This window comes from Arthrobacter globiformis NBRC 12137 (genome assembly GCF_000238915.1).
Classification (GTDB): Bacteria; Actinomycetota; Actinomycetes; order Actinomycetales; family Micrococcaceae; genus Arthrobacter; species Arthrobacter globiformis.
Map to the genome: position 1 here is coordinate 1 of NZ_BAEG01000083.1, position 13,518 is coordinate 13,518.

At 67.7% G+C, this 13,518-nt stretch carries 10 protein-coding genes and 1 pseudogene; 4 read left to right on the top strand and 7 right to left on the bottom strand.

The window, feature by feature from the left end:
* Positions 1-564 precede the first annotated feature (564 nt).
* From ARGLB_RS15680 to ARGLB_RS15690, 3 genes are read right to left on the bottom strand one after another with little or no spacing between them, the layout of a single operon-like run.
* Entirely contained in the window at positions 565-1,344 is a 780-nt protein-coding gene (locus ARGLB_RS15680) for a carbon-nitrogen hydrolase family protein (RefSeq protein WP_003804350.1), read from the bottom strand.
* Positions 1,345-1,398: 54 nt separating this feature from the next.
* Complete coding sequence (locus tag ARGLB_RS15685) at positions 1,399-2,751, bottom strand: APC family permease (RefSeq protein WP_003804352.1); 1,353 nt, start codon at positions 2,749-2,751, stop codon at positions 1,399-1,401.
* A gap of 10 nt (positions 2,752-2,761) precedes the next feature.
* Complete coding sequence (locus ARGLB_RS15690; RefSeq protein ID WP_003804355.1) at positions 2,762-3,640, bottom strand: carbon-nitrogen hydrolase family protein; 879 nt, start codon at positions 3,638-3,640, stop codon at positions 2,762-2,764.
* Positions 3,641-3,736: 96 nt separating this feature from the next.
* Between ARGLB_RS15690 and ARGLB_RS15695 the strand changes: the two genes are divergently transcribed.
* A complete protein-coding gene (locus ARGLB_RS15695) occupies positions 3,737-4,528 on the top strand; it encodes a FadR/GntR family transcriptional regulator (protein WP_003804357.1) in 792 nt (263 codons plus the stop codon).
* Between the two features lie 64 nt (positions 4,529-4,592).
* On the opposite strand, the gene ARGLB_RS15700 is transcribed toward ARGLB_RS15695, so the two are convergent.
* Positions 4,593-4,913 (bottom strand): GYD domain-containing protein, encoded by a 321-nt coding sequence (locus tag ARGLB_RS15700; protein ID WP_043419488.1) that lies wholly within the window; start codon positions 4,911-4,913, stop codon positions 4,593-4,595.
* 306 nt (positions 4,914-5,219) lie between these two features.
* Between ARGLB_RS15700 and ARGLB_RS15705 the strand changes: the two genes are divergently transcribed.
* A complete protein-coding gene (locus ARGLB_RS15705; RefSeq protein WP_003804361.1) occupies positions 5,220-6,299 on the top strand; it encodes a hypothetical protein in 1,080 nt (359 codons plus the stop codon).
* 16 nt (positions 6,300-6,315) lie between these two features.
* On the opposite strand, the gene ARGLB_RS15710 is transcribed toward ARGLB_RS15705, so the two are convergent.
* On the bottom strand, positions 6,316-7,002 hold the full coding sequence (locus tag ARGLB_RS15710) for a GntR family transcriptional regulator (protein WP_003804364.1): 687 nt from the start codon (positions 7,000-7,002) through the stop codon (positions 6,316-6,318).
* A 159-nt stretch (positions 7,003-7,161) separates the two neighbouring features.
* On the opposite strand from ARGLB_RS15710, the pseudogene ARGLB_RS24475 reads away from it, so the two are divergent.
* Both ARGLB_RS24475 and ARGLB_RS15720 read left to right on the top strand, forming a co-directional pair.
* Positions 7,162-8,919: pseudogene (locus tag ARGLB_RS24475) on the top strand (L-lactate permease).
* Positions 8,919-11,789: an FAD-binding and (Fe-S)-binding domain-containing protein gene (locus ARGLB_RS15720; RefSeq protein ID WP_003804373.1), complete on the top strand. Its 2,871-nt coding sequence runs from the start codon at positions 8,919-8,921 to the stop codon at positions 11,787-11,789. Before ARGLB_RS24475 ends, ARGLB_RS15720 begins: the two are co-directional and overlap by 1 nt.
* Positions 11,790-11,825: 36 nt before the next feature.
* On the opposite strand, the gene ARGLB_RS15725 is transcribed toward ARGLB_RS15720, so the two are convergent.
* Positions 11,826-12,608, bottom strand: a complete 783-nt coding sequence (locus ARGLB_RS15725; RefSeq protein WP_003804375.1) for a DUF2182 domain-containing protein — start codon at positions 12,606-12,608, stop codon at positions 11,826-11,828.
* The gene (locus tag ARGLB_RS15730; protein WP_003804377.1) at positions 12,601-13,218 is read right to left on the bottom strand and encodes a DUF1326 domain-containing protein; all 618 of its coding nucleotides are present in this window, start codon (positions 13,216-13,218) and stop codon (positions 12,601-12,603) included. The genes ARGLB_RS15725 and ARGLB_RS15730 overlap by 8 nt, the downstream gene beginning before the upstream one ends.
* Positions 13,219-13,518: the final 300 nt, after the last annotated feature.

Sequence of the window (13,518 nt, forward strand, 5' to 3'; positions counted from 1 at the left end):
CAGCGCGGCTGAAAGACCGTTTCTTGCCGAATGGGCCGGGCCCCTAACCTGGGTCCACCCTTACAGGCAGGATAATAAAAGAAACGGTGTAAAATTCGGCGAGCGCAGCAGTCGCCGACGTAGGTTTCTGCGGAAGGTGATGGATGAGCGGCGGACCGCGGTGCGGACTATGGATTCCCAGGTCATGATGCGGGGCGTACAGGAGGCACTCTCCTCCTATCGGATCGCAGCCGGAAGCCTGGACACCCAAGCCATGATACGCGGCGCACAGGAGAAGAATCGCCCAACTGGGCCTTTTACCAATCAGCGCCGTGGTTGGTAGACGGTGTAGCACGATTTGGCGAACGGCGGGTCCTTACCTCATAGGAGACACAGATGTTATAGGAGCCACGGTGCCCTTCAGGACATCCTCCCGTTGACATATTTTTTGGGCATCCCGCAAACACCCCGACGTCTTCCGGGATGGATCTATGTCCATGATCGGCTGTACCCAGAGGCTACAACTGAAAAGGCAAATTTCCAGCACAAGCAACCTCAGGGTGACGTCGATATTGGCACCCGCTCCTACCCCAGCCTTCTCTGCCGGAACATAGGAAACTGTTCCTTCACCCGCGCCACCGTCCGCAGCGAAACCTCCACCGACCGCACCCCTGGCTCCAGCCCAAGATCCGCCTCGACGTACCCCATCGGATCCACCAGCAGGCTGCGCCCCACCGACACGGGCGGCGCCTGGCACACCCCGGCCACGTACACGCTGTTCTCGATGGCACGGGCCGCGTTCAGGGCCAGCCACTGCTCCGTCTTGTGAGTCCCCGGCACCCAGGAGGAGCAGACCAGCAGCACCTGGGCCCCGGCGTCGGCCAGGGACCTGGCCAGCTCCGGGAACCGGAGGTCGTAGCAGGTCATGAGGCCGAACACCGCTCCCCCGGCCTCGAACACCACCGGCTCCGTGGACGGGCCGGGCTTGATGTACGCCGACTCCCCGAAGCCCTGCGCGTCGAACAGGTGGATCTTCCGGTACACGGCCAGCCGTGCACCGCAAGGTCCGAAGGCCACCAGGGTGTTGTACGCCCGGTCCTCGTCGGACGTTTCCACCACACCCGCCACGAGCGTAATCCCGTGGCGGGCGGCGGTGGCCGCGAGTTCCCGGCAGACGGGGCCGTCCAGCGGCTCGGCCACCGCCGGGAACGAGGCGTCCACGATCTTCTTCTCGTACGTGGCGTACTCCGGGAAGGCCACCAGCGTGGCGCCGTCGGCTGCGGCGGACGCCGCGAACCGGTCGATGGCGGCAAGGTTCGCCTGAATGTCCGTGCCGGACTCCAGCTGCCCGAGCGCTATCTTCACGCCGGTTCCTCCAGTCTCGTCAGCATCCAGTACAGAACCTAAAGCACCTCCGCCCTAGGCGGCGGCCTCCACGGTGGCCTTTTCCGTCGTCGTCATTTCCGGCGGCGCGGCCCGGAAGCCGCGGGTGATCAGCGCCAGGACCACCACGCCGAGGGCCAGCCAGGACAGTCCCAGCGTAATGGCGTTGCTGTCCAGCTGGGAGAGGAGGTAGGCGCAGATGATGGCGCCGACCGCCGGGACCGCCACGTAGGAGACGGCGTTCAGCTGCTCCCCGGCCCGGCGCCGGCGGACGTAGTGGAACACCACGGAGGCGTTGACCAGCGTGAAGGCGGTGAAGGCGCCGAAGTTGATGAACGAGGTCGAGGTGGCCACATCCAGGAAGATCGCGATCAGGCCCACGATGCCGGTGACCACCAGGTTCACCACGGGCGTGTGGAACTTGGCGCTGAGCCGGCCGAAGACCGCCTTGGGCAGGACCGAGTCGCGGCCCATGGCGTAGATCAGGCGGGAGGCGCTGGCCTGCGCGGCCAGGCCGGAGGCGAACTGCGCCACCACCAGCCCGGCGAGGAACACCGCGCCGAAGAGCTGACCGCCGATCTGCAGCGCGATGGCGCTGGCCGCCGACGCCGAGTCCTCGAACACGCCGCCCGGGTGCACCAGCTGCGTGACGTAGGAGACGGCCACGAAGATGCCGCCGCCGATCAGTGCGATGAGCATGATGGCACGGGGCACGTTCCGGCGCGGGTCCACCGTTTCCTCGGTGAGGGTGGTGACGGCGTCGAACCCGAGGAAGGAGTATGCCGCGATGGCCGCGCCGGCGGAGATGGTGGCGAAGCTGGACGTGCTGTTGAAGAACGGCTCCGTACTGGCGAGCCCGCCCGCGCCGGAGGTGGACACCACGTTGCCGATGGCCAGCACCACGAAGAACACGATCACCAGCAGCTGGAACGCCATCAGCACATAATTCGCCTTGTCCGCCACCTTGATGCCCAGGATGTTCAGGACCGTGGTGATGAGGATGAACGCGACAATCCACAGCCACATCGGGACGCCCGGGAACTGCGCGCTCAGGTAGGAGGAGCCGATCAGCCAGATCACCATCGGCAGGAACAGGTAGTCCAGCAGGATCGCCCAGCCCACCAGGAAGCCCACCCGGGGATCGATGGACCGGCGCACGTACGTGTACGCGGAGCCGGCCACCGGGTAGGCGACCGCCATCCGCCCGTAGCTGTGCGCCGTGAACAGCATGGCCACCATCGCCACGAGGTAGGCCGACGGCGCCGCCCCGCCCGTGGTCTCGGCGATGAGGCCGAAGATGGCCAGGACGATCAGCGGGGTCAGGTACGCCAGGCCGAACAGCACCAGCGAGGGCAGCTTCAGCGTGCGGGTCAGGGTTGGTGTGGTCACGTGGTTTTCCTTAGGCATTGAAGGACGGGGGTGTCCAGGTCACCGGATTGATCCGGCCCTGGTAGACGGGCAGTTCGACGGCGGCCTCGCCGTCCCGGAACTGGGACCAGGGCCGGTTGAGGTTCTCGGTCCCGTGGGTGCGGACGTGCCCGACGGCGGCCAGGTCCAGGTCCGCTGTCAGCAGCACCGGGGCGTCGCCGTCGGCCTCCGTAATGGTGTTGCCCTCGGGGTCGACGATGATGCTGCGGCCTTTGCCGGTGGGGCCGGCGCAGTTGACGCTGACCACGAACACCTGGTTCACGATGGCGTTCGCCCTGGCCAGCACCAGTTCCTGGCGGCGGTCCGGCGTGGTGGTCTTGACGACGTTGAGGATCACCTCGGCACCCATCCAGGCGAGCTGGCGGGAGACTTCCGGGTACCAGGCGTCGTAGCAGATGTTCAGGCCCACCCGGCCGATGCCGGCCAGGTCCACGGTGGTGAACCGGTCGCCGGGGTCGTACGGCTCGAACGGGCGCCAGGGGAAGATCTTCCGGTAGTAGCCAGCCAGCCCCCCTTCCGGGGACAGCACCAGCTGGGTGTTGAACAGCTGGCCTTCGGGGCCGCGCTCGCAGACGCTGCCCGGCACCAGCCAGATGCCCAGGTCCGCGGCGAGCTGCTGCAGTTCTTTGACCCGCGGGCCGTCCAGCGGCTCGGCGGAGTCCTGCAGGGCTTCGGTGCGCTGCTGGTCGGGACTCCCGTCGCCGAAGAGGTGGAGCTCCGGGAAGACCACGAGTTTGCTGTCCGGCTTGGTTTCGAGGGCAGCTTTGACCTCGTCCGCGAAGGCCGATACGGGTTCGCCGATGAGCCGGGGCGCTGCCTGGGCGGCAATGAGGGGAAGGATGCGTTGCATGGATTTGTCTCCGCGTTGGGGTGTGATCTGCCTTATATTAGATCAGAATGATCTAATAATGGGAAGGGTCTGCAGATGGGCCGTAAAGTAGCGGATATGACCCGTCAGTTGGAGGACACCGCCTCTCCCGCCGGCGCCTCAAGCAGTGGCGCATCGAGTACCGGCGCATCGCGCATTGGCGCCGGGGCGCTCGCCGGCATCGACCGCCGGAGCGCCATCGATGCCGTGCGGCTGCGCATCGGCATGGCCATTTCACTGGGACTGCTGAAGCCCGGCGAGCGCCTGCCCGACCAGGAGGACGTGGCACTGGGCCTGTCCGTCAGCCCGATCACCGCCCGCCGTGCGCTGGCGAGCCTGGCCGACCAGGGCGTGGTGGTCCGCCGTCGCGGCCGGGCCGGCGGGACCTTCGTGGCGGACGAGCCGCCCCGTCAGGTCCTGGCGGAACTGACTGCATCGCCGGCCGAGTCCCAGGCAGTGAACGGGCTGGTGGACCGGCGGCTGCTCTTCGAATGCGCTGTGACCCACTACGCAGCCATCAACGCCACCGCGGAACAGCTGGACGAGCTCGAGCGGCTGACCCGGGACATGGCTTCTTCCGCCAACTGGTCGGACTACCATCAGGCGGACGAGCAGTTCCACCAACTGGTGGGCACAGCGTCCGGGCTGGGGACCGCCGTCGAGGTTTACCACGAGACGCTCGCCGAGCTCTATGCCTACTTCATCCCCTACCCCATCGAGCTGCTGCACAAATCAAACTGCGACCACGTCGCGCTGGTGGCTGCCCTGCGCGCCGGCGACGTTCCCGGCGCCGTCGAGGTGTCCCGCAAGCACGTGGACATCCTGCACCGCACGATGTTCATGGGCCTGGCAGCGCGAACGAACACTTAAGCCCCGCGGACGTGGGCCTCAAGTGTACGTTCGCGCTCCGGCCCACGGTCCTGCTGGACGGACCCTACTGCCCCGGGGCCCGGTACGACGGTGTCTTCTTGACCGCTTCGTCGATGTCTTCAGGCGTCATGAGGGGCTTCAGCCGCACGTTCACGTTGCCCGTAGAATTGATCATCAGCGACAGAGCTGCGGCACCGGCCTGGTCGGGGACATCAAAAACACCCAGAACGTCGGTCTCCCCGAAGGCGTAGTAGAAACTCTCAAGGGATCCGCCCACGGAATTGAGGGCCTCGGTCAGCGCGTCACGCCGCTTCGTGCCGCCCTCGCGCATGAGCCCCTTGATTCCATCGCCCACGTAGTTGGCTTCAAATAGGTACTTGGTCATGGTCTTTTCCTGTTCCGCGATGTCCAGGACAGAGGCAACCGCGGGCGCGCCTGGCACCCTCGCCGGCAGGTCCTGGAAAAGGTCCCCCGAATGGGGGCCGTGCGCACAGCGTAGGCCCACTTCCATGCGCTGACAACGGCCCGCGGAAAGTCCGCGGATAGAGGCCCGGGCGTTCCCCCACAAAGTCACGACGGTGACAGGTCCTTCCCTTGTAGGCCCACGCGTGCAGCAGTACCATCCCCTCACCTGATGGCTGCGTGCCATATATGACACTGTGCTGCATAAGAACTGCGGAGGTGGGCAACGATGCTCGAGACTGCGCGCAACACCCGAACTGACGGTCGCCGGGACCTGGTCACCGAACTCCTGGGCCTGTGGCTGCTGCTGGCCGTTTTCCTCGACGGCTGGGCTCACATCAACCTGCCCGGCCTGGAGACGTTCTTCACCCCATGGCATGCCGCCCTCTACTCCGGCATGCTCGCGACGGCGGCGTGGACCGCCGTCGTAATCTGGCGCAACCGGACGCCCGGGCAGCCGCTGCTGCAGGCCGCTCCGCCGGGCTACCGCGGGACCGCCGTGGGCGTGGTCCTGTTCGCCGTCGCCGGCGGCCTGGACCTGCTGTGGCACGAGATTCTGGGCATTGAAGTCTCGTTGGATGCCCTGGTCAGCCCCACCCACCTGCTGCTCGGCTTCAGCCAATTCCTTATCCTGGGCACCGCGGTCCGGAGTGCCCGCGCCGCCAGCCACGCCGGAAACCCCGAATTGACCCCAGCGGCGCTGTTCGCCGTCGTTCTCATGACGGGGCTCGGAGCGTTCTTCCTCATCTACGTCTCCGCGTTCGTCCGGCCGGGGCCGACAGCCGTCTTCACCCCGACCCCGGTGGGAACGCCCGGCCGCATCCAGGCCGAGCTGCCGGTGGTCATCACCCTGGCGAGCTACCTGCTGACCACCGCGCTGATCATCGCGCCGTTCCTCTTCACGCTCACCGCGGCCGGACGGCCCGCCCGCGGAATCGTCACCATGCTGGTCGCGGCGGCGGCCTGGCTGCCGGTGGTGATGATCGGCCTGCGCCCCACGTCGATCGCCGGAGCCGCGGGGACGACGGTGGCGGCCATCGTCGTCGACCTCCTGCTGACCAGGGTTCCCGAAACCTGGCTGGGCAGGCGGCTGCCGGCGGTCACGGCAGGAATCGCCGCGCTGCTGTGGACGGGCCAGCTCGTGGCGTTCGCGGTGACGGACGCGATCCGCTGGCCGGTCTCGCTCTGGCTGGGCGCGGTGGTGCTCAGCGCGGCAGTGGCCGCGGGCCTCGCCCTCCTCAGCTCTTGGGGTTCGGCGCGTCCGGTGCCGGACGCCGCGGGTGACAGTACCGCCGTCGGAAGTTCCTGACTGGGGGCGCAGCCCCCTACCCCGTGAGCTTTGACGGCAGGTCCGCTTCCGGGCCCGCCTCGCCACCCATGGCGGCGACCAGCCGTTCCCGCGCGCGTCCGAGGTGTTCGTCCAGGAGCCGCGCGGCGGCCTCGCCCTTGCCCTCCCCGATCAGTTCGAGGAGCTTCTGGTGCTCCGCCTGGATGAGGTTTGTGTCCAGCAGATGCAGCGACTGCACCCGGGACATGCAGAACCGCACCTCCCCCACCAGCGAGAGGTACATCTTGCTGATGCGCTCGTTGCCCAGGGCGTCCACCAGGCTGGTGTGGAACCGCATGTCCGGCTCCACCACGTCCAGGGGCGCGCCCGTCTTCAGGGCAGCGATGTCCTTGTTGGCCCGCACGGCCTCGTCGGGCACGGTCCGGCCGGACGCCAGCCGCCGGAGCACTTCGCTCTCCAGGTAGGCCCGGGCAAGGTAGATGTCGCGCACGGACTCCGGGCCGAGGTCGGCCACGCGGGCGGTCTTGTGCACTCCCCTGACCAGCAGCCCTTCAGCCACGAGCTTCTCGATCGCGGCTTTGGCTGTGGGCCGGGCGACGTCGTAGGAGGATGCGACCTCGGTCTCCGTCAGCGCATGCAGCGCCGGGAGTTCGCCGGAAAAGACCCGGGCACGAATGTCTGAGGCGATCGCCTCGACGATCGATACAGCTGAAACACGGCTCACGGCTCTCCGCTTCTCCACGTCTTCTACACGTCGCTTGAGGGGCTGGCTTCCTTCATTTTGCCAGACAAGCCACCAAAGTAGTCTTGACCGACTTGTGTACTTGTTAGACAATCGAAGGGCGCCACGAAGCTGTGACGCCTCACACATCCTGGAGATCTCATGTTTCAGCAGATCCTTGACCCCATCGGCGGGTCGCTCTTACTCTCGGCCCTTTGCGCCGCGCTACCGCTCGTCCTGCTCTTTGTCCTTCTGGGCGTCTTCCGGGTCAAGGCACCCAAGGCCGCCATTGCCAGCCTGGCGGTGTCGCTGATCCTGGCGATTATTGGCTGGCAGATGCCTCTCGGCCAGGCCCTCAGCGCCACCGCCGCCGGCATCTTCTACGGCCTCTTCCCGATCCTCTGGATCCTGGTCAACGCCCTGTGGATCTACAAGCTCACCGTCGCCACCCCTTGGTTCGAGGCCCTGGGCCGCACCATCCGCTCCATCTCCGACGACCTGCGCATCCTCTCGATCCTGATCGCCTTCTGCTTCGGCGCCCTGCTGGAATCCCTGGCCGGCTTCGGCGCCCCGGTGGCCATTTCCGCGGCCATGCTGATGGCCGCCGGGATGAAACCGCTGAAATCCGCCATCGTCTCGCTGCTGGCCAACACGGCGCCCGTCGCCTTCGGCGCCATGGCGGCCCCGATCATCGCGCTCAACGGCGTCACCGGCCTGCCGCTTCACGACCTCTCCTCGATGGCCGGGCGGCAGACCCCCTTCATCGCGCTGATCGTGCCGCTCCTGCTGGTGTTCATCGTGGACGGGCGCCGCGGCGTGAAGCAGGCCTGGCCCGTCGCGCTGGTGGCCGGCGTTGCCTTCGCCGTGTCCCAGTTCGTCACCTCCAACTACCTCGCCGTGGAACTGACGGACGTGGTGGCCGCCGTCGTCACCGTCGCCGCGGTCCTGGTGATGCTGCGCTTCTGGAAGCCGAAGGAAACCATCGGCATGGCCGGCGGCGTGACGTCCGGAGCAGCCCAGGCGGGCACCGGGGCCGTACCCGTCGAGGCGAACGTCTCCCGGGCCGCTGTTGGATCCGCGACAGGAACGACGCCGGCCTCCCGCGGTTCCGAAGGCACCGCGCCGGCAGGCACCGCGCCCGCCGACGCCGCGCTGCCAACGGACAGCACCCGCCCGGAACCGCGCCAGATCTGGATGGCCATTGCCCCCTAACTGATCATCATCACGGTGTTCTCCATTGCCCAGATCCCGGCCATCAAGTCCTGGCTGAACCAGGTGGGCACCGTGACGTTCCACTGGCCGGGCTTGGACGTCGCCGACTCTGCCGGCAAGCCGGTGGCGGCCACCAAGTTCAAGCTCGACCACCTCAAAGCCACCGGCACGCTGCTGCTGTTCTCCGGCCTGATCACCATGGCCCTCTACAGGATCACGGCCGGCCAGGCCTGGCGAATCTACCGCGAGACGCTCGTTCAGCTCCGCTGGACCATCGTCACCGTGACCTCCGTCCTCGCCCTGTCTTTCGTGATGAACCTGTCCGGCCAGACCACCACCCTGGGGTTCGCCCTGGCCTCCGCGGGCGGATTCTTCGCCGTGCTCTCCCCGCTGATCGGCTGGATCGGCGTGGCCCTGACGGGTTCCGACACCTCGTCCAACTCCCTGTTCGGTCAGATGCAGGCCACCGCGGCCCAGCAGACCGGGCTGTCCCCGGTCCTGATGGCGGCGTCCAACTCCTCCGCCGGCGTCATGGGCAAGATGCTCTCGCTGCAGAACCTCGCGGTGGCCTCCGCCGCCGTCGGACTGGACGGCTCCGAAGGGACCCTGTTCCGTAAGCTGATCGGATGGAGCGTCGGGCTGCTGGCCCTCATCACCGTCCTGATCCTCCTGCAGTCCACCCCCGTACTTGGCTGGATGGTTCCCTGATGACAACACTGCAACTTGCCGGGCTCCGTGAGGCCGTGGCCGATCCCGCCCAGGTGAAAACCCGGCCCATCGACCTGCACGCCAACGCGCACGACGCCTCCCATTTCCTGCTCATCCCGCAGGCAGTGGTGGTGGCCGGGAACGCTGACGAGGTGGGCCGCCTGCTCCGCGCCAGCGCCGCCCAGGGCGTTCCGCTGACCTTCCGCTCCGGCGGCACCAGCCTCAGCGGACAGGCCGTGTCCGACGGCGTCCTGGTGGACGTGCGCCGCAACTTCCGGAACATTGAGGTGCTCGACGGCGGTGCCCGGGTCCGTGTCCAGCCCGGCGTCACGGTGCGTGCGCTGAATGCCCGGCTGGCGCCCTACGGCCGCAAGTTCGGGCCGGATCCGGCCAGCGAATCGGCCTGCACCGTGGGCGGTGTGGTGGCGAACAACTCCTCGGGCATGAACTGCGGCACGGTGGACAATGCGTACCGCACGCTCGAGTCCCTCACCGTGGTACTGCCCTCGGGCACCGTGATCGACACGGGCGCGCCGGACGCGGACCACAAACTGCGCACGCTGGAACCCGATCTGTACGCCGGCCTGGCCGAGCTGGCGCGGCGGGTGCGCGGCAACAGCGGTTCGGTGGGCAGGATCCGGCAGCAGTTCGCCATGAAGAACACCATGGGCTACGGCCTGAACTCCCTGCTGGACTATGACAGTCCGGTCGAAATGATGGCCCACCTGATCGTCGGCAGTGAGGGCACGCTCGGCTTTGTGGCGGAAGGGGTCTTCCGGACGATCCCCCGGCCGACCCACGCGGCCACCGGGCTGCTGGTGTTCCCCGACCTGCAGACAGCCAACGAGGCACTGCCCGCACTGGTGGAATCCGGGGCAGCCACGGTGGAGCTCATGGATGCCCTGTCCCTCAAGGTGGGCCAGACGCTCAAGGGGACTCCCGCCGTCGTACAGGACCTTGCGGTCCGGGACCATGCCGCACTGCTGGTGGAATACTCGGCCGAACGGCCGGACGAACTGGCTGCACTGCAGCAGGGCGGCGAGCGCATGCTCACGGGCCTGGGCTTGGCCGCCCCGGCGCAGTTCACCGGCGACGCCTCCGCCCGCTCCCAGCTGTGGCACCTGCGCAAGGGCCTGTACGCCTCGGTGGCCGGAGCCCGTCCGCAGGGAACCACGGCCCTGCTGGAGGACATCGTGGTTCCGGTGCCCGTGCTTGGCCGCACGTGCCGGGAGCTGATCGGGCTGTTCGACAAATACAGCTACGCCAACAGCGTCATTTTCGGCCACGCGAAGGACGGCAACGTCCACTTCATGCTCACCGACGGCTTCACCACCCAGCAGGAGCTGGACCGCTACAGCTCGTTCACGGAGGACATGGTGGACCTGGTCCTGGGTGAAGGCGGCTCGCTCAAGGCCGAACACGGCACCGGCCGGGTCATGGCACCCTACGTGCGGAGGCAGTACGGCGACGAGCTGTACGCGGTGATGCGCCGGATCAAGCAGCTGTTCGACCCGTCGGGGATGCTCAACCCGGGCGTCCTGATGGACGACGACCCGCAGGCGCACCTGCGGCACATCAAGACGGCGCCGCCGGTGGCCGAGGAGGTGGACCGCTGCGTCTCCTGCGGCTACTGCGAGCCGGTGTGCCCCAGCAAGGACCTGACCCTGACGCCGCGCCAGCGCATTGTCACGCTGCGGGCCATCGAGCAGGCCCGGCTGGCGGGAGACACCGCGCTGGCCAGGCAGCTCGAGAAGGATTACGACTACGAATCGGTGCAGACCTGCGCGGTGGACGGCATGTGCCAGACCGCGTGCCCCGTGGAGATCAACACCGGCCTGCTGGTGAAGCGGATCCGGCGGTCCGAGGCCGGGCCCGTGGAAAACGGCGTGTGGAACGCCGCGGCGAAGCATTGGGGCGGAGTCACGCGCGGGGCATCCCTGGCGCTCACCGTGGTGAACAAGCTTCCGGCCGCGGCGGTGGTCCCGCCCAACAAGGCGGCCCGCGCGGCCCTCGGGACGGACACGGTTCCGCTGTACTCCTCGGAACTGCCGGGCGGCGGTTCCGCGCGGAAGCGGCCGACGCCGGATGGCGCACCGGACGCCGTCTACTTCCCTGCATGCGTGGGGACGATGTTCGGGCCGGCCGGGTCTGGCTCCACCGGTTCCGGTGGCGCCGGTGGCGCCGGTGGCGCCGGTGGCGGCGGCGCGGGCCGCGGCGTCCAGTACAGCTTCGAGCAGCTCTGCGAGCGGGCTGGGGTGACACTGCTGGTGCCGGAGGGCATCGACGGGCTGTGCTGCGGAACGCCCTGGTCCTCCAAGGGCATGGCCGCCGGGCAGGCAACGATGCGCGAGAAAACCCTGGCGGCGCTGCGGCAGGCCACCCGCAACGGGGAACTCGCCATCGTCTGCGACGCGTCCTCGTGCACCGAGGGGCTGCTGCAGGCGGTGGAATCCGACACTCCGCTGCCCGGGCAGCGTGAGCTGCGGATCGTGGACGCCGTGGACTTCGCCGTCGAGCACATCCTGCCCAAGCTGCCGGAGCACGAGAAGCTGGATTCGCTGGCGCTGCACCCCACCTGTTCATCCACCCGCATGGGCATCAACAGTTCGCTGACGGCCATTGCCCAGGCCGTGGCCGAGAAGGTGGAGGTGCCGGAGAACTGGGGCTGCTGCGCCTTCGCCGGAGACCGCGGCATGCTGCACCCCGAGCTCACGGCCTCCGCCACCAGGAAGCAGGGCGAGGAAGTTGCCGAAATGGGGGCGTCGGCGCACGTGTCCTGCAACCGCACCTGCGAACTGGGCATGACCCGGGCCACCGGAAAGGACTACCGTCACGTGCTGGAACTGCTGGAGGAAATGACGCGGAACTAGTGCTCTATGGCGGCTGGCCACTTGGTATTGGGGCGGCTACATCGGCATGCCTGGCGCCGCACCGGGCACCAGCGCGATTCCCACTGCGATCAGCACCAGCGCCGCCGAGACCGAGCGGTTGGCCAGCCGCTTCCAGGGCAGCATCTTCTCCACGGCGATGAAGGCGCCCACCAGCGCCATCCACCCGACGCTCATCACGCCCAGCGCAAACAGCGCCGCCATGAGCGCCCAGCAGCAGCCGACGCACCAGGCACCGTGCTCCATTCCCATCCGCAGCGCCCCGCGGTACCCGGTCCGCATACGGTGCAGGATGAAGTCCAGAGGCGTCCGGCACTTGGTGAGGCAGACGTTCTTGGCCGGCGTCAGCTGGTACACCGCGGCCGCCAGGATCACCCCGGCCGCGGCGTAACGCCCGCCCGGCTCCGCCGCGAACGCTCCGGGAAGCAGCTGGGCCACGGCCTCGTAGAGGGCGTACGCCACCAGCCCGAATGCCGTCCACGAAACCAGGTATCCGGCGACGAACAGCGCGGTGGATCCCCGCGGGGCGTACCGCCCGGTTTCCCGACGCCGGCGGCTGATCTCGGCGTACGCCGTCACCATGGGCGCCACCGACGGAAACATCATGGCGGCGAGCATCACTACCCACGTGGTGAGGAAGAAGTCCAGCGGCCCCGGGTCCGTCCAGCCTCCCATGTCCATCCCGCTCATCCGCTCGGCGGTGAACACCCAGCCCACCGCCGCGAGGACGAGCAGTACGGCAATTAGCCCGGCCTCCCGCGCGTCGATGGCGCGCAGGGTGTGCTGCCGGGGTTCAGGCACGGCCTTTGGGTGCACCTTCAGCCATCTCGCTTGCGAAGGTATAGTCCGCCGATTCAGCGTAGACCGACTGGTAGTCGAGGCCGAAGAAGTCGGAGCCGCCTTTGCCCTTGCCGATCACGAATTCCGGGGCGAAGCCGTACATCGCATTCTTGACGGTGGTGACTCCCCCGCCGGGGCCGGGGAGCGGTTCGATCGCCAGGTTGATGCGCCCATCCACCGAAGCCGACGGGGCATCGCCGTCGGAGAATGTGATGTTCCCGCGCTCGACGCCAAGCCACTCGCCGTAGAGGGCGGCGAAGTCAGCAAACGGTCCGCCCTCGTCGCCGTGGAGGATCCGCTCCAGGGCCTGCGCCTGGCCGTCGGATGCACCGCTGTCGACGACGATGCCAACCTTCCAGTTGCCTGCGGTGAGGTTCGACGGGAAGAAGTTGCAGAAGGCGAAATCAACACCGGAAAGGTCGGTGTCATCGAGCCGGCCGCTGGCAATGTGGAAGACCGCTGCACCCCGGCATTCCCCGTTCTTACCGGTGGGCGGGCCGTCCATCGCGCAGGCGCAGATCAACTGGCAGTCGCAGTTTGCGACATACTTACCGGAAATTTCCCATGACATTGAGGACTCTCCTTGGTGGCGCCGGTGCCAGGCGGGAGCGGCGAGGTCGCGCGCCGAAACTACTGGGAAACAGGGCGAAAGGGTCCTGATACCGCTGAGATTACTCCGGGCCGCATGCGTGTCAATACGCTGTATCTTCGGCCGAAGCCGTGGCGGTTCACCTGCTCAGAACGCGCTCTGACAACGCCAAAGCGACCAGCGCTGTTCGAGAAGATGGGCGTGAGGGGCCGCGGGAATTTCGTGGCCACACTGCCTGCGTGATGGGCGGCGGGTCCTGCCGGGACGGCCCTGATCCTAAGA

Excerpts from the sequence above, each read along its gene's own strand:
- ARGLB_RS15690 (WP_003804355.1), bottom strand. The coding sequence starts at position 3,640 with ATGCAACGCATCCTTCCCCTCATTGCCGCCCAGGCAGCGCCCCGGCTC.
- ARGLB_RS15705 (WP_003804361.1), top strand. The coding sequence starts at position 5,220 with ATGCTCGAGACTGCGCGCAACACCCGAACTGACGGTCGCCGGGACCTG.
- ARGLB_RS15695 (WP_003804357.1), top strand. The coding sequence starts at position 3,737 with ATGACCCGTCAGTTGGAGGACACCGCCTCTCCCGCCGGCGCCTCAAGC.
- ARGLB_RS15700 (WP_043419488.1), bottom strand. The coding sequence starts at position 4,913 with ATGACCAAGTACCTATTTGAAGCCAACTACGTGGGCGATGGAATCAAG.
- ARGLB_RS15720 (WP_003804373.1), top strand. The coding sequence starts at position 8,919 with ATGACAACACTGCAACTTGCCGGGCTCCGTGAGGCCGTGGCCGATCCC.
- ARGLB_RS15730 (WP_003804377.1), bottom strand. The coding sequence starts at position 13,218 with ATGTCATGGGAAATTTCCGGTAAGTATGTCGCAAACTGCGACTGCCAG.